Source organism: Actinospineispora acaciae DSM 45401 (genome assembly GCF_000620785.1).
Taxonomy (GTDB): domain Bacteria; phylum Actinomycetota; class Actinomycetes; order Mycobacteriales; family Pseudonocardiaceae; genus Pseudonocardia; species Pseudonocardia acaciae.
Genome location: NZ_JIAI01000007.1, coordinates 361,296 through 384,660 on the forward strand (window position 1 = coordinate 361,296; position 23,365 = coordinate 384,660).

The following is a 23,365-nucleotide window of genomic DNA, read 5'->3' on the forward strand; positions in this document are numbered from 1 at the left end:
TCATAGCAACGCTAACCACTCACGGGTTTGTCAGTGCCCCACGGCGGCGGCGCCCTTCTCCCCCACGAGCTCGCCGCGCTCGAACCGCTCCAGGCCGAACGAGGTGATCAGCTCGGCCGGGCGGCCGGTGGCGATCGTCTCGGCCATGGTCTCGCCGGACACCGGGCCGGCCTTGAAGCCGTAGGTGCCCCAGCCGACGTCGACGTAGAAGCCCTCCACGGGGGTCGGGCCCATGATCGGCGAGTAGTCCGGGGTCATGTCGCACAGCCCGGCCCACTGGCGGAGCAGCCGCATCTTGGACAGCGCCGGCATGAGCTCGAGCACGTGACCGGCCAGGCCCTCCACGAAGTCCAGCGAGCCGCGCATGGAGTACGAGGTGAACGGGTCCACGCTGGCGCCGAAGACCAGCTCGCCCCGGTCGGTCTGGCTGACGTAGACGTGCAGGGTGCCGGAGACGACCACGGCGTCCAGGAACGGGCGGACGGGTTCGGTCACGGCGGCCTGCAGGGGCGAGGTGGTGACGGGCATCCGCACCCCGGCCATGTCGGAGACCAGCGTCGACCAGCCGGCGGTGGCGTTGAGCACGGCGCCGGTGGCGATGCGGCCTCGGCTGGTCTGCACGCCGGTGACCCGGCCGTGCTCGACGTCGATGCCGGTCACCTCGGTCTGTTGGTGCAGGTGCACGCCGTGCGCGTCGGCGGCGCGGGCGTAGCCCCAGACCACGGCGTCGTGCCGGATGATGCCGCCGGGCGGGTGGTAGAGCGCGCCCAGGATCGGGTAGCGGGTCTCGGCGGAGGTGTCCAGGTACGGCACCAGCTTCTTGATCTCGTCAGGGCCGATCACCGACGAGTCGACGCCCTGGAGCTTGTTCACCTCGGCGCGCCAGTGCATGGTGCGCAGCGAGCCGTCGTTGTGCGCCAGGGTCAGGTGGCCGCGCCGGGAGAACATCACGTTGTAGTTCAGCTCGGCGGCCAGGTTGCGGTACAGCTCCATGGAGCGGTCGTAGAACCGCACGCCCTCGGGGGTCAGGTAGTTGGACCGCAGGATCGCGGTGTTCCGCCCGGACCCGCCGCCGCCCAGGTAGCCCTTGTCCAGGACGGCCACGTTGGTGATCCCGTGGTTGGCCGCCAGGTAGTAGGCGCAGGCCAGCCCGTGCACGCCGCCGCCGACGATCACCACGTCGTAGCTGTCCTTCAGCTCGTGGGCGCGCCAGGCTCGCGGCCAGTCCGGGTAGCGCCGCAGCCCCTGGCGCAGCAGGCTCCACGCGGAGTAGCGCGCCGAGCGGGGCAGCGCTCCGTTGCTCGATCCGTTCCGCCAGGGTCCCGCCACGGTGCCAGCCTCCTGAGGAGATCGATCGCCGGCCCTCGCGGGCCCGACGGTTCAGGAGGCTACGACATGCAGTTCACATTTTCTACTATCAGTTAACGACTGGAGGTCACGGACTTGACCGCGAGGAACTGGATCGGGAGCGTGATCAGCTCGCCGGGGCCGTGGGTGACCTCGCCGACGAACTGCAGCGCGTCGCCGGGTTCGAGCAGGTAGCGCGAGCTGCCGCAGCAGTACTCCATCTTTCCGGCGATCATGAAGATCAGCTCGGTGCCGGCGTGCTGGTAGAGCGGGAACGCCTCGGAGCTGCGCGAGGTCAGGGTGACCAGCATCGGCTCCAGGTTGTCGTGCGGCGCGCGCATGGTGCCCAGGGTCTGGTAGCGCCGGCCCAGCTCGGAGTGCCGCTGCTGGATGTCCAGCCCGCCGCCGGCCTTGACGAACAGCACGTCCTGCTCCTCGGACAGGCCCCGGAAGAACGCCGTGACCGGCACCGACAGCGCCTCGGAGAGCCGGGCGAGGGTGGCCAGGCTGGGCGAGGTCTGGGCGTTCTCGATCTTGTAGAGCATGCCCTTGGAGAGTCCGCACTCCTCGGCCAGGGTGCCGACCGTCCAGCCGTGCCGCAGCCGGAACTCGCGCACCCGGTCCGCGATGACGGCGCCGAGCGCCTCCTCGACCCCACTGGCCGCGCGCTCGCCCGCCACGTCGGTAACAGGCTCGATACTCACCAGACCCACATCCGCAAACGAAGTGTTGTCTATTCCTACGGCACAGAGTTTACTGCTCGTAGATGACGTGACGCACAGCACAGCTTCTGTACGGACGGTCGGAAGGACAACGGAGTCGCCATGACCACTGCACTCGAACGGTTCCTCGCCCAGGACGGCCGCGAGGACGGCATCGAGCGGGTGCGCCGGGAGATCGACGAGTCCGGCGTGTCGTACATCTACTACCAGTTCGTCTCCGTCACCGGACGGATCATGGGCAAGGGCGCGCCTGCCGCGCACTGGGAGCGGTTCGCGCGCAAGGGCTTCCAGCTCGTGTACGGCTCGACGGCGAACCTGTTCATCGACCGGCACGGCGACTACATCGGCTACGGCCCGGAGTCGCGCGAGCTGGTCGGGCTGCCGGACGTGGACACCTTCTGCGTGCTGCCCTGGGACCCGAAGACCGCGCGGGTGTTCTGCACGCTGTTCCGGGGCCGCGAGGAGGAGGACGACCCGGGCGAGTACCTCACCTCGGACTGCCGGGGCAATCTCAGGCGCATCCACGAGGAGTTCGAGTCCGAGACCGGTCTTCACCTGCGCGCGGGCACCGAGCCGGAGATGATGTGGCTCAAGCTCAACCCGGACGGCACCCCCTCGGTGGAGGGCAAGACCAAGCCGTACTGCTACCACATCGACCAGTTCGGCGAGCTCCAGCCGCTGATCCACAAGGTGATGGAGTACGCCACCGCGATGGGCCTGGACATGATCCAGGGCGACCACGAGGACGCGCCCGGCCAGCTGGAGCTGAACTGGGAGTTCGACAGGGCCGAGCACACCGCCGACCGGCTCACCACGTACCGGCAGATCTGCCGGCAGGTGGGCCGTGAGCTGGGCGCGTTCCCGTGCTTCATGCCCAAGCCGTTCATGGGCGTGTCCGCGAACGGCTGCCACCACAACATCTCGCTGTGGCAGGGCGAGACGAACGCGTTCCTGCCCGAGGGCGACAACCCCCGGATGCCCAGCAAGCTCGGGCTGGCCGCGATCGGCGGCGTGCTGCACCACCTGGACGCGCTGACCTGCCTGACCTCGCCGACGGTGAACTCCTACCGGCGGATGTGGGACACCGGGTTCTGGGCGCCGCTGTACGCGGACTGGGGCTTCCAGAACCGCACCACCGCGCTGCGGGTCAGCTCGCCGGACCGGTTCGAGTACCGCTCGGTGGACTCCTCGGTGAACCCGTACCTGTCCATGGCCGGCCTGCTCAAGGCGATGGGCGACGGGATCCGCCGCAACCTGGACCCCGGACCGCCGGAGGAACGCAACATCTACGAGGCGATGGCCGGCGGCAAGGAGGTCCGCAAGATCCCGATGACGCTCGGCGACGCGCTGGCCGCGCTGGATCGCGACGACGTGATCCGCGCCGCGCTGCCCGGCGAGATGTACACGGTGTTCAGCCACTACAAGCGCGACGAGTGGGAACGCTTCTGCGCCACGGTCACCGACTGGGACGTCAAGGAGTACCTGGACATCCTGCCGTAGGAGGGAGCTTCGTCATGTGTGGAATCGCCGGAGTGATCTACCGGGGTCGCGAGGGCGACCTCGGCAAGGACATGACCAGGATGCTGCACGCCATGCGGCACCGGGGGCCGGACTCGACGGGCTTCGCGCTGTACGGCCCGCCCGGTGAGCTGACCGTCATGCGGTTCAAGCTCGCCGACCCGACCGACCACCGCGACTTCGACTTCAGCGAACGGCTGGAGCGCAGCCGCCGCGAGGTGGAGGCCAGGCTGTCCAAGCTGGGCGCGAGCATCGACCGGGTGCAGGGCGAGTCCGAGTACGCCTACCGGGCCACGTTCCGTTACGAGGGCGAGCTGAAGCCGCTGGCGGACTTCGTGGAGGACGTCCCCGGCGCGGAGGTGCTCTCCCTCGGGCACTCGCTGGAGATCGTCAAGGACCTGGGCGACGCCCGAACCGTGGCCGAGCAGTACCGGCTAGACGCGTTCCGGGGCACGCACGCCATCGGGCACGTGCGGATGGCCACCGAGTCCGATGTGGACATCGCCGGCGCGCATCCGTACTGGGCGTACCCGTTCTCCGACGTGGCGGTGGTGCACAACGGCCAGCTCACCAACTACCACCAGTGGCGCCGGCGGCTGGAGCGGCTCGGGCACCGGTTCCAGTCCGAGTGCGACTCGGAGATCATCGCCGTGTACATCGCGCAGCGGATGTCCGACGGCGTCTCGCTGGAGACGGCGATGAAGCAGAGCCTGGACGAGTTGGACGGCGTGTTCACCTACCTGGTGGTGACCGGGGACCAGCTCGGCGTGGCCAAGGACGAGATGGCCGCCAAGCCGCTGGTGCTCTACGAGGCCGACGACATGGTGGCGATGGCGTCCGAGGAGGTGGCCATCCGCGCGGTGGTGAACCGCGAGATCGACACCTACGACCCGTACGAGCGGGAGGTGCTGGTGTGGAGTCGGTGAAGACCCGAGCCGTTGACCACCGAGGCCTGGCGGAGCCGGACGCCGAGCCGCCCAAGACGTCTGTCGTGTCGGGTACGAGCGCCGAGTTCGACGCGGCCGAGCTGACCCCTCGGCTGATCAACCTGGAGCTGCGGCGGCTGCTCTACACCGAGGGCATCGCCGAGGTGACGGTCCGAAACCCCGGCGCGCGGCACTCGCTCGCGGTCGGCCTGCTCACCCGCTGCCGGATCACCATCGACGGCAGCCTCGGCTACTTCGGCTGCGGGCTGATCGACGGCCCGGAGATCCACATTACCGGCCGGGTGGGCTGGTCGGTGGCGGAGAACATGATGTCCGGCGTCGTGGTGATCGACAAGAACGCCGGCTCGCTGACCGGGGCGGCGCTGCGCGGCGGGGACGTCGTCGTACGTGGACACGTCGGCGCGCGCACCGGCATCGACCAGAAGGGCGGGACGATCATCGCGGGCGGCAACGCCGGCTCGATGACCGGGTTCATGATGCAGCGCGGCCGGCAGATCATCTGCGGCGACGTCGGCCCCGGCCTCGGCGACTCGATGTACGACGGCGCGATCTACGTCGCCGGCAAGGTCGCCTCCCTCGGGGTGGACTGCGTGGAGGCCGAGTTCACCGACGCCGACCAGGAGCTGATCGACCGCAAGTTCCGCATCTACGGCCTGCCGAAACCCGACGCGTTCCGCAAGTTCGTCTGCGGCCAGAAGCTGTGGAACTACGACAACCTCGAACCGAGCGAGCGGAAGTTGGTGCTGTGATGTCCGACGACAAGCACGTGCTCGGGCACAGCCGGATCTTCACGCCCGAAGTGATCAACGACATCCATACCAAGTCCGAGCTGGGCCGGTACCGGATGCGCGGGTTCTCGATGTTCAAGCCGATCCCGCACTGGGACGAGCTGATGTTCCTGCCCGGCACGCTGACCCGGTTCGTGATCGAGGGCTACCGGGAGAAGTGCGACACTCGCACGGTTCTCGGCGCGCGGTTCGCGAAGAAGCCGCTGGAGCTGGACATCCCGATCTACATCACCGGGATGAGCTTCGGCGCGCTGTCGCTGGAGGCCAAGATGGCGCTGGCCAAGGGCGCGTCCATGGCCGGCACCGCGACCTGCTCCGGCGAGGGCGGCATGATCCCGCCGGAGCGCGACCTGTCCACCAAGTGGTACTACCAGGTGATCCAGAGCCGGTACGGGTTCAACCCGCACCACCTGATGCTGGCCGACGGGGTGGAGTTCTTCATCGGCCAGGGCTGCAAGGTCGGCCTCGGCGGGCACCTGATGGGCCAGAAGGTGACCGAGCAGGTCGCCGAGATGCGCTCGCTGCCGCCGGGCATCGACCAACGCAGCCCGGCCCGCCACCCTGACTGGCTCGGGCCGGACGACCTGTCGCTGAAGGTCCAGGAGATCCGGGAGGCCACCGACTACCAGGTGCCGATCCAGCTCAAGCTGGGCGCCGCGCGGGTCTACGACGACGTGCGGATGGCCGCCAAGTGCGGGCCGGACATCATCTACCTGGACGGCGCGGAGGGCGGCACCGGCGCCGGCCCGCACGTGGCCGCCGAGGAGACCGGCATCCCGCTGATGGCCGCGATCCCGGAGGCCCGCCGCGCGCTGGAGGACGTCGGCCTGGCCGACGAGATCGACCTGGTGGTGGCTGGCGGCATCCGCAACGGCGGCGACGTGGCCAAGGCGCTCGCGCTGGGCGCCGACGCGATCGCCATCGGCCACTCCTCGCTGATGGCGCTGAACTGCAACAAGGAGATCCCCGGCGTCACCGACTACGAGGGCACCGTCGGCGTCCCGGCCGGCAGGTGCTACCACTGCCACACCGGCCGCTGCCCGGTCGGCGTGGCGACGCAGGACCCGGAGCTGCGCAAACGGCTCGTCGTGGACGAGGCGGCCGAGCGCGTCTACAACTTCCTGCACACGTTGACGCTGGAGGTGCAGATGCTGGCGCGGGCGTGCGGCAAGACCAACGTGCACAGCCTGGAGCCCGAGGACCTGTGCGCCCTGACCACCGAGGCCGCAGCGATGGCCCGCGTCCCGCTGGCCGGCACGTCGTACATCCCGGGCATCACCGAGGAGAACGCACTCGCCGAGATCAAGGCCATGCTCGCCAAGCAGCTGACCAACGGCGCCGGGCAGGGGGCGCGCGATGCCTGAGCAGCTGTTCGACCCGTCCGCGAGAAGACTGACCACCCGCACGGGGATAGACACCGAGGAGCTGACCGGCCGCACCTTCCCCTACCAGTTCGACCGCTCGCTCGTGGACGACGTCGACCTGATGGCGGCCACCCCCGGCGAGGACCTCAACTGGCTGGAGGACGTGCACCTGATGACCGAGGACGACGTGCCCGCCGTCTTCGACAGGTACACGAACGCCTTCCTGAAGATCCACTTCGAGATCCCGGCCGGCCGCGAGGACGAGTACGCCCGCAAGGTCCTGGTCAAACACCTCCAGGAGGGCAACTCGTACGGCATCTGGCTCAAGCACACGCACGCCAAGTTCCCCCAGCCCGAGCTGGGCTCCTGGCTGTCCAACTCCGCCACCGTCGGCGAGAGCTGGACCCCGCCGAAACTGGCCGGCTGGGAACCCCCGTCCGCGCACTAGACCCGTGAGTGGCCAGGGCCGCCATAGCGACCCTGGCCACTCACGACCACGGGGGCACGGCAACGGCGCCGTGCCCCTCTCCCACCACCGGAGGCGGTCATGACAGAGACGTCAGACAGGCCAACCCAGCAGGCCGGCGCGGGCAAGCTGCGCCGTTCGATCACCTGGACCGGCGCGTTCTGGGTGGCCAGCGGGGTGCCGGCGCTGGTGCTGTTCTCCATCGGGTCCATCGCGTCCACGGTGGGCACGGTGTCGGTGCTGGTCTGGGCGATGTCGGTGACGCTGGGGCTGATCCAGAGCTTCACCTACGCGGAGATCGCCGGGCTGTTCCCGAACAAGTCGGGCGGGGCGTCGGTGTACGGCGCGATGGCCTGGGTGCCGTACTCCAAGTTCGTCGCGCCGGTGTCGGTGTGGTGCAACTGGCTGGCCTGGTCGCCGGTGCTCACCATCGGCGCCGGGCTGGGCGCGGGCTATCTGTTGACCGCGCTGTTCCCGCCGGACGCGGTGATCAACACTTGGTCGCTGAAGCTGGTCGACCTCGGCGCGCTCAAGGACGGGCTGGAGCTGCGGCTCAACGCCCAGTTCGTGATCGCCGCCGCGCTGTTGTTGCTGGTCTTCGCACTGCAGCACCACGGCATCCTGCGCGCGGCTCGGGTCCAGACGGTGGTCGGGCTGGCGGTGCTGGTGCCGCTGCTGGTCGTCGGGCTGGTGCCGCTGCTGACCGGTGACGTGGTGGCCCGCAACTTCCAGCCGTTCGCCCCGATCAGCGGGGCCTGGGACCAGGCGGGCTGGACGCTGTTCGCGGGCGGGCTGTTCCTCGCGGCGTGGTCGGCGTACGCGTTCGAGACGTCGGTCTGTTATACGAGCGAGCTGAAGGACCCCGGCCGGGACACCGTGAAGGCGATCTTCGCCTCCGGCCTGGTGTGCCTGCTGATGTACGTGCTGGTGCCGTTCACGTTCCAGGGCGCGCTGGGGCTGGACCGGCTGGTCAGCAAGCCGATCGTGGACAACACCGGGGTGGCCGCCGCGATGGTCGACATGGTCGGCGGGGGCGCGCTGGTGGGCAACCTGCTCACGATCATGCTGATCCTGGCCGTGCTGCTGTCCATCATGACCACGATGGCCGGCTCGTCGCGGACCCTGTACCAGGGCTCGGTGGACGGCTGGCTGCCTCGTTATCTGGGCAGGGCCAACAAGCACGGGGCGCCGGCGCGGGCGATGTGGACGGACCTGTGCTTCAACCTGCTCCTGCTGCTGATGAGCGACTACGTGTTCGTGCTCGCCGCGTCCACGGTGTGCTACATGATCTTCAACTTCCTGAACCTGAACGCCGGCTGGCTGCACCGGGTGGACTCCCCCGACCGGCCCCGGCCGTGGCGGGCGCCGACCGCGCTGATCGCGATCGGCGGGGTGCTCGGGTTCGGCAACGCCGTGCTGTTGGGTTGGGGCGCGAACGTGTGGGGCGCCGGCGCGCTGCTCACCGGCCTGGTGTTCGCCGCGCTGATCATCCCGGTGTTCGCGTTCCGGCACTACGTCCGCGACCGCGGCCGCTTCCCGGCGGCGATGTACGCCGACGCCGGTACCGAAGCGACCACCGCACCCGCCCGCCGCGCCGGACTCCGCCCCTACCTCGCACTCGCCGGCGGCGTAGCCGCCGTACTCCTCGGCCTCTACCTCCGCGCGTAACACGCGCTCGCGCCCCCGGCCCCCGCTATCGGCCGCACACCCGGTTTCTCACCGGCACATGCACTGAAGCCGTTGTGCGGCGTGCACAGCGGGTGTGCGGGCCAATCCGCTACGGGCGGAAGAAGGTGCGGGCGCGGGCGGATAGGGCGGCGGTGGTCAGGTGGTGGGCGCGGTCGTGGTCGGGGATCGTGCCGTAGCCGCGTATCTCGTGGTCGCGGGCGACGCCGAGGGCGGCGATTCGGTGTGGGCGGTCCTCCAGGGCGGTGGCTAGTACGTGCGTCGAGGTGCCCGCGAGGTAGGGCTCGACCAGGAGCACGTCGGCCCGGTCCGGCAGGGCGGCGCGGAGGACGGCGGTGTCCAGCGGGCGGACGGTCGGGGTGTAGACGACTGTCACGTCCAGGCCCTCGGTGGCGGCCAGCACCCGGTCGGCGACCGGGCCGACGGCGAGCGCCAGGCCTCGGCGGCCGGTGCGCAGCACGGACATCTCGCCCTGGGCGGAGTAGGCGGTCGCGTTGGGGGCCTCGGTCAGGCGCAGGTAGACGCGGTCGTCGCGGTCGGCGGCGGCGCGCAGCAGCGGCGGGACCTCCGCGGGGTGGCCGGGTACCTGGATCGTCCAGCCGGGCAGGGTGTCGATCAGCGCCACGTCGCCGGGGCTCATGTGGGTGCGCCCGGTGAACGGGTAGTCGTACGAGGCGCCGACGCTGACCAGGATGCCGCCCACGTCCTGGTGCCCGAGGTCCAGCTTGACCTGCTCGAACGGGCGCTCGACCAGGAACGAGCCGATGGTGTGCGCGATCGGGCGCATGCCGGTGAGCGCGAGCCCGCCGGCCACGCTGACCAGCAGCTGCTCCCGGATGCCGACGTTGATCACGCGGTCCGGGTGGTCCTGTTCGGCGACCGTGAACCGGTCGCGGCTGATCTCGGCCAGCACCAGCGCGACCCGGGGGTCGTCGTCGAGCAGCTCGGTGGCGGCGGCGACGAACGTGTCGCGCATGCCGATCGTCTGGGTGGTGACGGCTGGCTCGGTGACAGACATGGGTTCAGCCCCCGTTCGGTTCGACCTGGGCGACCACGGCGAGCGGGCGCCCGGGGTGCGGATCGGTGAACGCGCCGTAGAGCGCTTCGTGGTCGCGGCCGTCCACCGCCCGGCCGGTCCAGCCCTCCAGCTCGAACCGGCGCTCGATGCCGCCCGGCCAGCCGTGGCTGGACGAGGCGTTGTCCACCACGACGGCGGTGAGCTGCTCCAGCCCCAGCCGGCCGGCCAGCTGGATCGCCTCGGCGTTGCTGCCCTCGTCCAGCTCGGCGTCCCCGACCAGCACCACCAGCCGGGGCGCCGTGCGCCGCTGCGCCCGCCAGCCCAGCGCGATGCCCAGCGCGAGCGGCAGCCCGTGCCCGAGCGAGCCGCTGCTGATCTCCGCGCCGGGCAGCACCACCCGGTCCGGGTGCATGCCCAGCGGCGAGCCGAACGCGCCCCAGTCGTCGAGCGCGCCCTCGTCCAGGAAGCCCTTGACGACCAGGGTCGCGTAGAACGCCATCGCGCCGTGCCCCTTGGACAGCAGGAACCTGTCCCGGTCGGGGTCGGCGGCGTTGCCCGGGCGCAGGTCGAGCACCCTGTCGTAGAGCACCCAGAGCACGTCCATCGTGCTGGTGGCCGCCACCGAGTGCTTCTCGTCGCCGGTCAGCCGCGCCATCAACGCGGGCAGGTCGGCATATCCGTATGCCATGCGTCCCAGCATGGACCCTCAAGCAAGCTAGAGGTCAAGGGTGCAGGCGCAGGTGCCAGGCGTGGGCCTGCTGGTCGGTCAGGGCGGCGACCTGGTCGATCACCACGCGCCAGCGGGCGGCGTCGTCCGAGGCGGCCAGCCAGGCCTCGGCCAGCGGGGCGGCCAGGGTGTCCGGGGCGCCGGCGGCGATCGCCTCGGTCAGCTCGGTCAGCAGCTCGCGCTGCTCGGCCTGCATGCGCAGCCTGGCGGGGTCTGCCATCACGTAGCGGACCGCGACCGCCTTGAGCAGCGCCACCTCGGCGGCCACCAGCGGCGGGACGACCAGGTCGGCGGCGTAGCGGGCCAGCGGGCGGTGCCCGTACACCGCGCGGGTGGCGTCGGCGGCGGCACCGGCGAACCGGCTGACCAGCTCGCTGGTCAGCCGCTTGAGCGCGACCTGGCCGGCGGCCGACGGGTCGGGCCGGTTCGCCACGGCGGCCACCACGGGCAGCGCGAGCAGCCGTAGCCCGGCCTCCTCGCAGGCCGCGCGGTCGGCGCCGAAGTGCGTGGCGGCCAGCTCGGCGAGCGCACCCCGCTCCCGCCGGTCGGCCAGCGCGGACAGCCGGATGCGGCCGGCCAGGATGCCGTCCTCCACGTCGTGCACCGAGTACGCCACGTCGTCCGACCAGTCCATGACCTGCGCCTCCAGGCACCGCCGGCCGTCCGGAGCACCGTCGCGCAACCATTCGAACGCGGGCAGGTCGTCGGCGTAGACCCCGTACTTGCGCCCCACTGCTGGCCTGGCCGGCCCTGCCGATCTCGCCGGCTCCGCCGGCCATGGGTACTTGCAGCAGGCGTCCAGCGAGGCCCTGGTCAGGTTCAGCCCGCCGCCGTCCACCTTCGGCTCCAAGCGAACCAGGGTCCGCAGCGTCTGCGCGTTGCCTTCGAAGCCTTCCAGCCCGGCCCGCCGCACCGCGACCTCGTCCAGCGCCCGCTCGCCGTTGTGCCCGAACGGTGGGTGGCCGATGTCGTGCGCCAGCCCGGCGGTGTCCACCACGTCCGGATCACAGCCCAGCTCCTCGGCCAGGCCACGGCCGATCTGGGCCACCTCCAACGAGTGCGTGAGCCTGGTCCGGGGCATGCCGGTGACCTCCGCGCCCTCCCCCGGGCCGACCACCTGCGTCTTCCCAGCCAGCCGGCGCAGCGCGGCCGAGTGCAGCACCCTGGCCCGGTCCCTGGCGAACGGACTGCGGTACTCCGAACGGGCGCCGTTCACGGCCGACCGCTTGGCCCGCTCGGGCAACATCCGAGCCCGCTCGTGCTCGCCGTACCCCTCGAACCCAGGACTCACCCGAGCCCGGAACCCTCTGTCTCGACCGACGCGTGGGTCAGCCGGTAGAACAGCAGCGCGCCGGTCTCCCGGACGATGTAGCGGGCCTGGGTCTCCCTGGTCTGCACGACGGGACCGCTGCGCGTCGGCGACGTCCACGACGGCAGCCCGGCGTCCCTGGCCATCGTCCGCGCCCGCAGCGAGTGCCACGGGTCGCTGACCAGCAGCGCCGAGTGCCAGCCCGTCGCGCCGGCCACCTTCGCCACCGCGCGCAGGCTGCCGAGGGTGTCCGAGCCCTCGCCGACCGAGGTCACCGCCCGCCCCGGCACGCCGCGCCCGACCAGGTAGCGACGGCCGGCGTCCGCCTCGGTGAACCCGTCGCCCGCGCGCCGGCCGCCGACCGTGACGATGCTCGCCGCCACGCCCTGTTCGTAGAGCGCCTGGGCGTGCCGCAGCCGGGAGGCGAAGATCGGGCTCGGCGAGCCGTCGTACTGGGCGGCGCCGAGCACCACCACCACGTCCACCGGCCGCCGGTCGTCCACCCTGGCCTCCTGCCAGACCCGGAAGGCGGTGCCGCCGACGATGAGCGCGGCCACCAGCAGCACGCCCACCACCAGCCGCCGCGCCCAGTGCGGGCGGCCGGGACTCGCGGCGGGGATGGCGAAGAACGGGCGAAGTGCCCGCCGCGCCGGCGCGCTCACGGGCACTCGCTCATGTGCCGATCCGGCCTTCGGTGGCCGCCAGCGCGGTCGCGGCCCGCCCGGACCGCACGGCGATCACCTCCGCGACGATGGACACGGCCGTCTCCGCCGGGGTGCGCGCGCCGAGGTCGAGCCCGACCGGGCCGTGCAGCCGGGCCAGCTCGCCGACGGTGAGGCCGGCGGCGGTCAGCCGCTCGCGGCGGGCGGCCTGGGTGCGCCGCGAGCCCAGCGCGCCGAGGAACCCGCGCCCGCTCCGGACCCCGTCGACGAGCAGTGCGTCGAACGCGGGCGCGTGGTCGAGCAGGACCAGCACGTCGGCGTCGGTGAACTCGGCGAGTGCGGCGCGCGCCTCGGCCAGCTCGGTGACCACCCGCCCGGTCCAGCCGAGCAGGCCGGACTGCGCGAGCAGGGCGTCGCCGATCGCGCCGGCACCGACGACGAGCACGGTGGGCACCGGCACCCACAGGTCGAGCAGGACGTCCAGGCCGGCCTCGGTGATCCGCTCGGTGCTGGTGGCGCCGCGGCGCAGTAGCCTGCCCGCCACGGCGGCGGCCAGGTCGTCGGCCTCCGGCGTGCCCAGTCCGCCGTGCCGGTCGGTCAGGTCGGGGCCGGTGAGTACGAGCTGGCGGGCGCCGTCGGCGGTGCTGGCGAGCGCGGCGGGGCGGCCCTCGGCGAGGGCGGTACCGAGCGCGTCGGCCAGCTCCGCCGGCATCGGGTGCCCGAGCAGGGTGGCCCCGCCGGCGCAGGCCAGGCCCACGTCCACGGCGTCCGACTCGGCCACGTGCGCGTCGCGGACGGCCGGGCCCGCGGACGCCTGCTGGGCCAGCGGCACCGCCACCGGGTCCAGCGCGCCCAGGTACAGCCGGCCCAGGGTCTCCCCGGCGGGTCCGGCGGCGAGCAGCTGGCCGGGCTCGACGGTGCCGAAACCGTGCCGGTCCAGAACCCGCACCACGCCGACCCCGTGCGGCGCCCAGCGGCGCAGCGCGCTGCCCAGCTCGCGGGTGTCGGCGGGATTCTCGGCGGGATTCGACGTGATACCCACGAGCACAAGCGTACGGCGCCCCACGACAACCCCGAGCGCCGACGCGCGTGCGTCGCGTCGGTCACCCCCGCTTGACCTGAACCGCTGTTGAGGTCGCAGGTTTGACCGCATGACGACTTCCGATCCGGCCCGTGACGAAAGTATGGGCTTCGTGGACTCCGTGGGCTCCTGGGCCGAGCTGCTGGGCCGGCGGTACCTGGGCGCGATGGTGGTGCTGGCCGGCGGCGTAGCGCTGTACGCCACGAACGTGTACGTCACGATCAGCCTGTTGCCGTCCGCGATCGCCGAGATCGGCGGTGAGCGGCTCTACGCCTGGAGCACCACGGTGTTCCTGTTGGCCTCGGTGGTGTCGGCGGTGCTGGTCAGCAAGGCGCTGGCCGGGCTGGGCAGCCGCCGGGCGTACCTGGTGGCGCTCGCGCTGTTCCTGGCCGGGACGCTGGCGTGCGCTATTGCCCCGTCGATGCCGGTGTTGCTGGCCGGGCGGGCGGTGCAGGGTGTCGGCGCGGGGCTGCTGGCCGGCCTGGGGTACGCGCTGATCCGCTCCACGCTGCCCGCGAGGCTGTGGGCGCGGGCCAGCGCGCTGCTGTCCGCGATGTGGGGGGTCGGCACCTTCGTCGGCCCCGCGCTCGGCGGCGCGTTCGCCGAGTTCGGCAGCTGGCGCGGCGCGTTCCTGGCGCTGGCGGCGGCCTCGGCCGGTGTCGCGGCGTTGGTCCCGCGAGTGCTGGCGAGCTCCGGCACGCGGGGGCGCGATGACGTGCGGCCGGAGCCGTTCCCGCTGGTCGCGCTGGTGCTGCTGGCCTCGGCGGCGCTGGTGGTGAGCGTGGCCAGCGTGATCGCCACGCCGCTGGCGAGCACGGTGGGCGTGCTGGTCGGGCTGGTCCTGATCGCCGCGTTCATCTCCTACGAGCGGTGGGCGTCGGTGCGGGTGCTGCCCGCCGACACGTTCCGGCGCGGCTCGCGGCTGCGCTGGATCTACGCCACGATCGGGCTGCTGGCCATGACCTCGATGACGGAAGGCTTCATCCCGCTGTTCGGGCAGCGGCTGGCCGGGCTGGCGCCGCTGGCCGCCGGGTTCCTCGGCGCGGCGCTGGCGCTGGGCTGGACCATCGGCGAGCTGCCCAGCGCGAGCGCGGCACGGGCGGCGACCATCCGACGCATCATCGTCGCCGGCCCACTGCTGGGCGGGCTCGGCCTGGCGCTGGCCGCCCTCACCCAGCGGTCCGCGCCGGGCGGCGGGACGCTCGCGCTGTGGGTGCTCGCCTTCCTCGCCGCCGGCGCCGGCGTCGGCATCGCCTGGCCGCACCTGTCCACCGCCGCGATGAGCAGCGTCGCCGACGAGCGTGAGGGCGACAAGGCGTCCGCCGCGATCAACACCGTGCAGCTGGTGGCGAACGCGTTCGGTGCGGCGGTCACCGGCGTGGCGGTCAACCTCGGCGAGCCGGACACCGTCCGGTCGGCGCACTACCTGTTCGGCGGGTTCGTACTGATCGCGGCGCTCGGGCTGGTCACGGCGGTGCTTGCCGTTCGACCAGCGGGAACCGGCCGGAGCGCAGCAGCGTGAGCACCGCCTCGGTGCGGGCGCGCGGCGCGGCGTAGTCGGGGTGGCCGCGCAGCACGCTCGCGGCGTCGTGCAGTTGGTGCATCTGCCTGGCCGCCCAGGGCACGCCGTCGGTCGTGGGGTGTCCGACCAGGCTGGGGCCGCGCGGGTCCAGCCGGCCGCGCGCCTTCGCCGAGGTGATCCGGCGCGAGCAGTGGCAGGCCGCGTCCGGGTTGACCAGGCCGCAGTTGCCCTGGACGAACGTCCGGACCTGCCGGCGCGCGCGTTCCAGCCGCTTGCGGTAGGCCGCCGGCGTGGTCTTCAGGATCCAGCCGGCCTGGTCAGCGGGCAGTTCGAACACCTCGCCGAGGACGTAGACCAGCCGTTCGGGCCGGTCCAGGCACTGCAGCATGGCCTGGGTGCAGCGCAGCCTGACCTCCTCGGCGAGCAGTTCGGCGTCCGGCCCTGAGTAGTCGGCCAGGCCCTCGACCAGCTCGGCGCCCAGCTCGTCGAAGGTCAGCTCGCGGCGTTCCATGGTGGTACGGCGGCGCTGGTTGAGCAGGTAGTTCACCGCGATCCGGTACGCCCAGGTGGTCAGCGAGGCCTCGCCCCGCCAGGACGCCAGCCGGGTCACCACCTTGATCAGGATCTCCTGGGTGGCGTCCTCGGCGTCGGCGGGCAGCCCGGTCATCCGCAGCGCCAGCCGGTAGACGGCGTCCTGCACGGTCCGGACCACGCGCTCCAGGGCGTCCGCGTCGCCGGCCACCGCCGCGCTCACCAGGGCGGCATCGTCGGTGTCGGCGGCATCTGGACCGGTCACGCCCGGCTCGCTCACGGCCGGCTCGCTCACGGCCGGTGCCGTCGCAGGAAGCCGGCGACCGCGTCGCCCAGCCGCTCCGGGTGCTCCTCGGGCACGTGGTGGCCGGCCTCGCCGAGCGACTCCACCTCCAGCCCGGCGATGTGCTCGCGCGCCCACGCCACGCCCTCGGCGGGCACCAACTGCCCCGGCTCGACGGTCAGCAGCAGCTTGGGCACGCCCGGGCTGGTGGCCAGCCACCGCCCGTAGGCCACCATCCGCTCGGCCACGTCCGCCGGCTCGCCGTCCAGCGGGATCTCCCGGGGCCAGCGCAGCAGCGGCCGGCGCGACTCCGGATCCGGGTACGCCGCCCGGTAGACGTCCAGGTCCGCCTCGGCCAGACCGGGAACCGTCAGCGGCAGCGCCTTCTCGACGAACCAGTTCTCCTCCAGCACCATCCGCTCGCCCACCCCCGGCGTGCGCATGTCCCGGAAGAACCCGACGGCGGCCGGCGGGTACTCCGCCCAGCTCATCGGCCGCAGGAACGTCTCGACCACCACCAGCCCGCGCACCCGCTCGGGATGTCGCGCGGCCCAGTCCATGGCCAGCGAGCCGCCCCAGTCGTGCCCGACCAGCACTACCTCGGCCAGCCCCAGCGCGTCGAACCATCCGTCCAGGTAGCGCGCGTGGTCGGCGAACCGGTACTCGATGTCCGGCCGCCCGGACCCGCCCATGCCGATCAGGTCCGGCGCCAGGCAGCGCGCGTCACCGCTCACCCTGGGGATCACGTTCCGCCACAGGTACGACGACGTCGGGTTGCCGTGCAGGAACACCACCGGCGCGCTGCCGGCGCCCGCTTCCACGAACGCCATCCGCGAGCCCAGTACCTCGATCTCCGCCATCGTGTCCTCCCTGGCTGGTTGCTCCTCACCAGGTTGGACACCGCTCGCGGCGGGCCGTGACAACTACCTGGTCAGCACCCCAGCAGCCGGGTCGCCAGGTAGTTCTCCACCTGGTCGAGGGCCACCCGGTCCTGGGACATGGTGTCCCGCTCGCGGACGGTCACGGCGTGGTCGGTCAGGGAGTCGAAGTCGACGGTCACGCAGAACGGGGTGCCGATCTCGTCCTGGCGGCGGTAGCGGCGGCCGATGGCGCCGGCGTCGTCGAAGTCGACGTTCCAGTTCCGGCGCAGCGCGGCGGCCAGGTCGCGGGCCTTCGGCGAGAGGTCGGCGTGCCGGGACAGCGGCAGCACGGCCACCTTGACCGGGGACAGCCGCCGGTCCAGCCGCAGCACCACGCGCTTGTCCACCCCGCCCTTGGCGTTCGGCGCCTCGTCCTCGGTGTAGGCGTCGACCAGGAAGGCCATCATCGAGCGGCCCACGCCGGCGGCCGGCTCGATTACGTACGGGCGGTACCGCGTGCCGCTGGCCTGGTCGTAGTACGACAGGTCCACGCCGGAGTGGTTGGAGTGCGTGGTCAGGTCGAAGTCCGTGCGGTTGGCCACACCCTCCAGCTCGCCCCACTCCGAGCCGGTGAAGCCGAAGCGGTACTCGATGTCGACGGTGCGCTTCGAGTAGTGCGAGAGCTTCTCCTTGGGGTGCTCGTAGTGCCGCAGGTTGTCCCTGGCGATGCCCAGGTCGGTGTACCAGTCGGTGCGGGTGTCGATCCAGTACTGGTGCAGCTCCTCGTCCGTGCCCGGCTCGACGAAGTACTCCATCTCCATCTGCTCGAACTCGCGGGTCCGGAAGATGAAGTTGCCGGGGGTGATCTCGTTGCGGAAGCTCTTGCCCACCTGGCCGATGCCGAACGGGGGCTTGCGCCGCGAGCTGGTCAGCACGTTGAGGAAGTTGATGAAGATGCCCTGCGCGGTCTCCGGGCGCAGGTAGGCCAGCCCCTCCTCGGACTCCACCGGGCCGAGGTAGGTCTTGAGCATCATGTTGAACTCGCGCGGCTCGGTGTACTGGCCTCGGGTGCCGCAGTTCGGACAGGGGACGTCGGACAGGTCGTCCTCGGTGGCGTCCTTGCCGGTGCGCTCGCTGTACTCCTCGGCGAGCTGGTCGGCGCGGAAGCGCTTGTGGCAGCTGGTGCACTCCACCAGCGGGTCGTGGAAGGCGTTGACGTGGCCGGACGCCACCCAGACCTGGCGCGGCAGGATCACCGACGAGTCGAGCCCGACGATGTCGTCGCGGCCGGTCACCATGGACCGCCACCACTGGCGCTTGATGTTCTCCTTGAGCTCCACGCCGAGCGGGCCGTAGTCCCACGCCGAGCGGGTCCCGCCGTAGATCTCACCGCACGGGAAGACGAACCCCCTGCGCTTGCAGAGGGCTACCACGGTGTCGATCGTGCTGGGAGACGGCTTGCTGGGCACGAGAAGAGCTCCTGAACCGGACGTGAAGGAAGAATGCACTACCCCGCAAGCGTAGCGAGCCGACACGACAGAGTTACGCCCCGCCCGTCGCGCGACCACTCGCGACCACTCGCGACACTTCGGACGCTCCGCGCGGGCGCGACACGTCCGCCTGAGGTGACGGCGGCCCTACCATGGGTGAGGCAACACTTACGGCACGCGAATGCCGGGCCCCGGCCCGGGCTGGGAGCGACCCGATGACCACGCTTCGTTCGGACGCCGAGCGGCACGCGAGTAGTGGCACTGTGCGGCACGCGAGTGGTGGCACTGTGCGGCACGCGACAGGTGGTACCGAGGTGACGGTCGGCACCGAGGTGCACTCGGTCGAGCGCGCGGTGGCACCCCCGGCGCCGCCCCGCCAGCCCGGCACCCTGGCCGCCGCCGGGGACCTGCTGCGCGCGCTCGCCGCGCCGGTGCGCATCGCGATAGTGCTGCAGCTGCGGGAGTCCGAGCGGTGCGTGCACGAGCTGGTGGACGCCCTGGAGGTGACCCAGCCGCTGATCAGCCAGCACCTGCGGGTGCTCAAGGCCGCGGGCGTGGTGGAGGGCGAACGCCACGGCCGCGAGGTGGTCTACCGGCTGGTGGACGAGCACCTGGCACACATCGTGATGGACGCGGTCGCGCACGCCGAGGAGGACTCGTGACCGACGTCAGGCAGGCCGCCCGCCCGCGCGCGACCCGGCAGCGGGCGGCGGTGTCCGCGCTGCTGGACCGGCTCGACGACTTCCGCTCCGCGCAGGAGATCCACGAGGAGCTACGCAAGGACGGCGAGGGCATCGGGCTGACCACCGTCTACCGGGCGCTGCAGAGCCTGTCCGAGTCCGGCGAGGTGGACGTGCTGCGCACCGACTCCGGCGAGGCCGTCTACCGCCGCTGCTCCACCCACCACCATCACCACCTGGTCTGCCGCCGCTGCGGGCGCACCGTCGAGGTGGAGGGCCCCACCGTGGAGACCTGGGCCCAACGCGTCGCCGACGAGCACGGCTTCTCCGACGTCAGCCACACCGTGGAGATCTTCGGCATCTGCGCCGCCTGCCGCCAGCAGGCCCGATGACGATCCCGGTTCTCCTGGACTGCGACCCCGGCCACGACGACGTGTTCGCTATCTGGCTCGCGGCCGGCCACCCCGAGATCGACCTGCGCGCGATCACCACCGTGGGCGGCAACGGGACGCTGGCTCACACCACCCACAACGCGCGCGTGGTGTGCTCGCTCGCGGGCATCACCGGGGTGCCGATCGCGGCCGGCGCCGACCATCCGCTGGTGCGCGCGCTCAACCCGGCGGCGCACATCCACGGCGCGAACGCGCTCGGCGGCCCGCGGCTGCCCGAGCCCACCCTGGACACCGACCCCCGCCCCGCGCTGGAGCTGATCAGGGACACCCTGGACGCCGCGACCGAGCCCGTCGTGGTGATCGCCACCGGGCCGCTGACCAACATCGCGCTGTTCCTGCGCTCCTTCCCCGACCGCACCGGGAAGATCAGGGAGATCGTCTGGATGGGCGGCTCCACCGGCCGGGGCAACGCCACCCCGTACGCCGAGTTCAACTCCTGGGCGGACCCGGAGGCGGCGGCCGCCGTCGTCGCCGCCGGCCTGCCGTTCACCATGGTCGGCCTGAACGTCACCCACCAGGTGCTGGCCACCGCCGAGGTCCTGGAGCGCATCGCCGCGATCGGCAACCGGACGTCCGCGTTCGGCGTGGAACTGCTGCGGTTCTTCAACTCCACCTACGAGGTGGCCGAGGGCATGCCCGCCGCGCCGCTGCACGACCCCGTCACGGTCGCGCTGACCGCCGTCCCCGGCCTGGTCCAGACCGTCCACACCCGCCTCGACGTGGAACTGACCGGCACCGAGACCGCCGGCGCCACCAGCGTCGACCTGCACGGCACCCTGCGCCGCCCGCCCAACGCGCACGTCGCCACCAACGTCGACGTCGCCGCCTTCTGGCGCCTGCTCGAAGACGCCATCCGCACCCTGAACTGACCGCGCGTTTCCCCTGGTCACCACCCGTGAGTGGTTAGGGGTGCTATGGCACCGCTAACCACTCACGGGTTCTGAGCAGCGAAAACTTCGTCGAAGAGGTCGAGCATGGCGCGCCAGGAGCGGTGGTCGGAGGGCTCGTGGTATCTGATGCCTGGGAGGACGGGGGTGGCGGGGTCGAGCGTGCGCGGGTGGGTGAAGCTGTGCTCGGCGCCGCCGTAGAGGTTCAGCCGCCAGTCGACGCCGGCGGCGCGCATGTCGGCCTCGAAGGCGGCGCGGTGCTCGGGGGTGACCAGCGGGTCCTCGGAGCCGACGCAGACCAGGACCGAGCCGGTGATGTTAGGGCTGTCCTCCGGGCGTGACCAGGCCAGGCCGGGGTGGAAGCCGACGACCGCCTTCAGGTCGGCGCCGGCGCGGGCGAGCTCGAGGACCATGGTGCCGCCGAAGCAGTAGCCGATGGCGGCCAGCTTCGAGGTATCGGTGCGGGGCTCGGCGGTGAGCTGGTCGAGCCCGGCCTGGCCGAGCGCGCGGACCCGGTCCAGGTCGGCGCCGAGCTCCTGGACCCTGGGGATGATCTCGTCGGGGTTGGTGTACGCGCGGCCCCCACCGTGGTAGTCCAGCGCGAACGCGACGTAGCCCAGCTCGGCGAGGCGCTCGGGCCGGTCACGCTGGTGGTCGTCAAGGCCGTTGCCCTCGTGGGCGATCAGCACCCCGGGCCGCCGGCCGTCCCCGTCCGGCACGGCGAGGCGCCCGCGCATGGTCATCCCGTCCGCGCCGTACTCGATGTCCCTGGTCGTCACCATGCGCGGAGGCTATTGCCCGCGCCGGGCCTCGGACACCCACGTTCGCGGCGGGCTGACACGGGTAATGGTGAGACATGAACGTCTCAAATGAGCTACCTTCGTATCATGGCAACGAGCCGGGAACACGTGCTGCATGCCGCGGCCACGCTGCTGTCGCGGCGGCCGACCGCGTCCATGGCCGAGGTGGCGGAGGCCGCCGGCATCAGCAGGGCCACCCTGCACCGGCTGGTCCCCGGCCGTGACCAACTGGTCCGCGAGCTGGCCGGGCATGCGCTGGAGGCGGCGATCAAGGCCGTCGCGGACGCCGAGCCGGAGCGGGGCGAGGCCGTGGACGCCGCGCACCGGGTGGTCGTCGCGCTCGCCCCGATCGCCGACCTCTACGCGTTCCTCAGCGGCGAGAACCAGCTCGACGAGGCCGGCCCCGAGCTCGACGCGCGGTGGGAGGAGCTGGACGAGCGGATCGTGCGGCTGTTCCGGCGCGGCCAGGAGTCCGGCGCGTTCCGGGTCGACCTGTCGGCGGAGTGGATGTCGGAGTGCCTGTCCGCGCTGCTCGTCGGCGCCGGGTACGCGGTGCGGATGGGGCGGCTGGCCTCCGGCGACGTGGTGCGCGTGGTGACGACGTGCCTGGTGGACGGCGTGCGGAGGCGGTCATGAGCGCGGTGTCCGCACCGCCGAGGTCGCGGTGGGTGGCGCTGGCGACGCTGTCGCTGGCGGTGCTGCTGATCGCGGTGGACGCCACCGTGCTCGGGCTGGCCGTGCCGTTCCTCGCCGAGGACCTGCGGCCGTCCGCGACCGAGCTGCTCTGGATCGGCGACGTCTACTCGTTCGTGCTGGCCGGGCTGCTGATCACCATGGGCGGGCTGGGCGACCGGATCGGGCGCAAGCGGTTGCTGCTGATCGGCGCGGCGGTGTTCGGGGCGGTCTCGGTGCTCGCGGCGTTCGCGCCCAGCGCCGGCACGCTGATCGCCGCGCGGGCGCTGCTCGGGGTCGCGGGCGCGACGCTGATGCCGTCCACGCTGTCGATCATCCGCAACCTGTTCACCGACGCCAGGGAACGGACGATGGCGATCGGCGTCTGGGGCTCGATGGGCTCGGCGGGCATGGCGATCGGGCCGCTGGTCGGCGGCGTGCTGTTGGAGCACTTCTGGTGGGGGTCGGTGTTCCTGATCAACGTGCCGGTGATGCTGGTGCTGATCGCGGTGGGCGCGGTCACGCTGCCGGAGTCGCGCGACCCGAGCCCGGGGCCGTGGGACCTGCCGGGGGCGGCGTTGTCGACGGTCGGCGTGATCGGTGTGGTGTACGCGGTCAAGGAGCTGGCCGCGGGGGGTGGGTTGCTCGCGGTCGTGGTCGCCGGGGTTGTCGGGGTGCTCGGGCTGGGCGCGTTCGTGCGGCGCCAGCTGCGGCTGCCGGTGCCGCTGGTGGACGTTCGGCTGTTCGGGCGGCGGCGGTTCTCCGGGGCGGTGATCACCGACGCGCTGGCCATGTTCGGGCTGTCCGGGTTGGCGTTCTTCATCTCCCAGTTCCTGCAGCTGGTGCAGGGGCTCGGGCCGCTGGAGGCCGGGCTGCGGGAGCTGCCGCTGGTCGCCGGGGCGGTGGTCGGCGGGCTGTTGGCCGGGGTGCTGGCGGCGCGGTGGACGGCGCGGCCGGTGGTGGTGCTCGGGCAGGCGGCGATGGGGCTCGCGCTCGCGGCGGTGTTGTTGCTGCGGGCGGATACCGGGTTTCTCCCGATCGGGGTTGTGCTGGCGGTGGCCGGTCTCGGTGCTGGCGCGGCGTTCACCTTGACCGCGGACATCGTGCTGGCCAGCGTGCCCAAGGAGAAGGCGGGCGCGGCGTCCGGCGTCGCGGAGACGGCGTACGAGCTGGGCACGGCGTTGGGCATCGCGCTGCTCGGGTCGGTGATCACGGCGTGGTACCGGGCCGGGATCGGGCTGCCGGCCGGCGTGCCCGAGCCGGCGCTCGCCTCGGCGCGCGACTCGCTCGGTGGGGCGCATGCCGTTGCGGGGACGTTGCCACCGGAGGTCGGCGGCCCACTGCTGCGGGCGGCGCGGGAGGCGTTCGTGGACGGGCTCGGGGCGGCGTCCGGGTTCGCCGCGGTGCTGCTGTTCGCCGCCGCGGGCGCGGCCTGGCTGATGCTGCGCGAGCCCGCACGCCGTCCGCGCTGAGGCTCACCGCATCGAGGCGGCCCGCGCGTGAACCCGCGGTATGACGCCGCGGTGGGTACGGCGGTGTGACGACTCGGGCCT

The 23,365-nt window shown here is 72.1% G+C and carries 23 protein-coding genes; 12 read left to right on the forward strand and 11 right to left on the reverse strand.

The annotated features are described in order from the left end of the window. Positions 1–30 precede the first annotated feature (30 nt). Together N912_RS0129720 and N912_RS0129725 are read right to left on the reverse strand one after the other, a co-directional pair. Positions 31–1,329 (reverse strand): sarcosine oxidase subunit beta family protein, encoded by a 1,299-nt coding sequence (locus tag N912_RS0129720; protein WP_245645484.1) that lies wholly within the window; start codon positions 1,327–1,329, stop codon positions 31–33. A 92-nt stretch (positions 1,330–1,421) separates the two neighbouring features. Next, a complete protein-coding gene (locus N912_RS0129725; protein WP_211261431.1) occupies positions 1,422–2,051 on the reverse strand; it encodes a helix-turn-helix domain-containing protein in 630 nt (209 codons plus the stop codon). A 120-nt stretch (positions 2,052–2,171) separates the two neighbouring features. Between N912_RS0129725 and N912_RS0129730 the strand changes: the two genes are divergently transcribed. From N912_RS0129730 to N912_RS0129755, 6 genes are all read left to right on the forward strand, one after another. Next, complete coding sequence (locus tag N912_RS0129730) at positions 2,172–3,569, forward strand: glutamine synthetase family protein (protein WP_028925250.1); 1,398 nt, start codon at positions 2,172–2,174, stop codon at positions 3,567–3,569. A 14-nt stretch (positions 3,570–3,583) separates the two neighbouring features. Then, positions 3,584–4,513, forward strand: coding sequence for a class II glutamine amidotransferase (locus N912_RS0129735; protein WP_028925251.1), 930 nt, complete (start codon positions 3,584–3,586; stop codon positions 4,511–4,513). After that, on the forward strand, positions 4,501–5,283 hold the full coding sequence (locus N912_RS55555) for a GltB/FmdC/FwdC-like GXGXG domain-containing protein (RefSeq protein WP_051580977.1): 783 nt from the start codon (positions 4,501–4,503) through the stop codon (positions 5,281–5,283). Before N912_RS0129735 ends, N912_RS55555 begins: the two co-directional genes overlap by 13 nt. Next, complete coding sequence (locus N912_RS55560) at positions 5,283–6,686, forward strand: FMN-binding glutamate synthase family protein (protein WP_084211346.1); 1,404 nt, start codon at positions 5,283–5,285, stop codon at positions 6,684–6,686. Before N912_RS55555 ends, N912_RS55560 begins: the two co-directional genes overlap by 1 nt. Continuing rightward, positions 6,679–7,134 carry a hypothetical protein gene (locus tag N912_RS0129750; protein ID WP_028925252.1) on the forward strand — a complete coding sequence of 152 codons (456 nt, stop codon included), beginning with the start codon at positions 6,679–6,681 and terminating at the stop codon, positions 7,132–7,134. The genes N912_RS55560 and N912_RS0129750 overlap by 8 nt, the downstream gene beginning before the upstream one ends. 99 nt (positions 7,135–7,233) lie before the next feature. Beyond that, a complete protein-coding gene (locus tag N912_RS0129755) occupies positions 7,234–8,820 on the forward strand; it encodes a trimethylamine N-oxide permease (protein ID WP_028925253.1) in 1,587 nt (528 codons plus the stop codon). Positions 8,821–8,929: 109 nt separating this feature from the next. Here N912_RS0129755 and N912_RS0129760 read toward each other — a convergent pair whose 3' ends face one another. Genes N912_RS0129760 through N912_RS0129780 form a run of 5 tightly spaced genes read right to left on the reverse strand, consistent with a single transcriptional unit; the run spans position 8,930 to position 13,596 of the window. Further along, positions 8,930–9,856 carry a transketolase family protein gene (locus N912_RS0129760; RefSeq protein WP_245645485.1) on the reverse strand — a complete coding sequence of 309 codons (927 nt, stop codon included), beginning with the start codon at positions 9,854–9,856 and terminating at the stop codon, positions 8,930–8,932. 4 nt (positions 9,857–9,860) lie between these two features. Next, positions 9,861–10,544 carry a thiamine pyrophosphate-dependent enzyme gene (locus N912_RS0129765; protein ID WP_245645487.1) on the reverse strand — a complete coding sequence of 228 codons (684 nt, stop codon included), beginning with the start codon at positions 10,542–10,544 and terminating at the stop codon, positions 9,861–9,863. 34 nt (positions 10,545–10,578) lie between these two features. Then, positions 10,579–11,874: a deoxyguanosinetriphosphate triphosphohydrolase gene (locus N912_RS0129770; protein WP_028925256.1), complete on the reverse strand. Its 1,296-nt coding sequence runs from the start codon at positions 11,872–11,874 to the stop codon at positions 10,579–10,581. Then, positions 11,871–12,512, reverse strand: a complete 642-nt coding sequence (locus N912_RS0129775; RefSeq protein ID WP_028925257.1) for a YdcF family protein — start codon at positions 12,510–12,512, stop codon at positions 11,871–11,873. The genes N912_RS0129770 and N912_RS0129775 overlap by 4 nt, the downstream gene beginning before the upstream one ends. Positions 12,513–12,564: 52 nt before the next feature. Further along, positions 12,565–13,596 (reverse strand): XdhC family protein, encoded by a 1,032-nt coding sequence (locus tag N912_RS0129780; protein WP_245645489.1) that lies wholly within the window; start codon positions 13,594–13,596, stop codon positions 12,565–12,567. A gap of 109 nt (positions 13,597–13,705) precedes the next feature. Here N912_RS0129780 and N912_RS0129785 point away from each other — a divergent pair, with 109 nt between their 5' ends. Continuing rightward, the gene (locus N912_RS0129785; RefSeq protein ID WP_245645490.1) at positions 13,706–15,157 is read left to right on the forward strand and encodes an MFS transporter; all 1,452 of its coding nucleotides are present in this window, start codon (positions 13,706–13,708) and stop codon (positions 15,155–15,157) included. Here the strand turns inward: N912_RS0129785 and N912_RS0129790 are convergent. The 3 genes from N912_RS0129790 to N912_RS0129800 form a co-directional block, all read right to left on the reverse strand. Then, complete coding sequence (locus tag N912_RS0129790; RefSeq protein WP_028925260.1) at positions 15,102–15,953, reverse strand: RNA polymerase sigma factor; 852 nt, start codon at positions 15,951–15,953, stop codon at positions 15,102–15,104. The genes N912_RS0129785 and N912_RS0129790 overlap by 56 nt on opposite strands. Before the next feature lie 26 nt (positions 15,954–15,979). Beyond that, positions 15,980–16,831, reverse strand: a complete 852-nt coding sequence (locus N912_RS0129795; RefSeq protein WP_028925261.1) for a haloalkane dehalogenase — start codon at positions 16,829–16,831, stop codon at positions 15,980–15,982. A 71-nt stretch (positions 16,832–16,902) separates the two neighbouring features. Continuing rightward, on the reverse strand, positions 16,903–18,300 hold the full coding sequence (locus N912_RS0129800) for a glycine--tRNA ligase (protein ID WP_028925262.1): 1,398 nt from the start codon (positions 18,298–18,300) through the stop codon (positions 16,903–16,905). A gap of 353 nt (positions 18,301–18,653) precedes the next feature. On the opposite strand from N912_RS0129800, the gene N912_RS0129805 reads away from it, so the two are divergent. The 3 genes from N912_RS0129805 to N912_RS0129815 are packed head-to-tail and all read left to right on the forward strand — an operon-like array spanning position 18,654 to position 20,322. Beyond that, positions 18,654–18,983 carry an ArsR/SmtB family transcription factor gene (locus tag N912_RS0129805; protein ID WP_425415325.1) on the forward strand — a complete coding sequence of 110 codons (330 nt, stop codon included), beginning with the start codon at positions 18,654–18,656 and terminating at the stop codon, positions 18,981–18,983. Then, complete coding sequence (locus tag N912_RS0129810) at positions 18,980–19,393, forward strand: Fur family transcriptional regulator (RefSeq protein WP_028925264.1); 414 nt, start codon at positions 18,980–18,982, stop codon at positions 19,391–19,393. Before N912_RS0129805 ends, N912_RS0129810 begins: the two co-directional genes overlap by 4 nt. Next, on the forward strand, positions 19,390–20,322 hold the full coding sequence (locus N912_RS0129815; RefSeq protein ID WP_028925265.1) for a nucleoside hydrolase: 933 nt from the start codon (positions 19,390–19,392) through the stop codon (positions 20,320–20,322). The genes N912_RS0129810 and N912_RS0129815 overlap by 4 nt, the downstream gene beginning before the upstream one ends. A 62-nt stretch (positions 20,323–20,384) precedes the next feature. Here the strand turns inward: N912_RS0129815 and N912_RS0129820 are convergent, their stop codons facing one another. After that, a complete protein-coding gene (locus tag N912_RS0129820; RefSeq protein WP_028925266.1) occupies positions 20,385–21,122 on the reverse strand; it encodes a dienelactone hydrolase family protein in 738 nt (245 codons plus the stop codon). Between the two features lie 105 nt (positions 21,123–21,227). Here N912_RS0129820 and N912_RS0129825 point away from each other — a divergent pair, with 105 nt between their 5' ends. Beyond that, entirely contained in the window at positions 21,228–21,776 is a 549-nt protein-coding gene (locus N912_RS0129825; protein WP_028925267.1) for a TetR/AcrR family transcriptional regulator, read from the forward strand. Then, positions 21,773–23,284: an MFS transporter gene (locus tag N912_RS0129830; RefSeq protein WP_028925268.1), complete on the forward strand. Its 1,512-nt coding sequence runs from the start codon at positions 21,773–21,775 to the stop codon at positions 23,282–23,284. The genes N912_RS0129825 and N912_RS0129830 overlap by 4 nt, the downstream gene beginning before the upstream one ends. Positions 23,285–23,365: the final 81 nt, after the last annotated feature.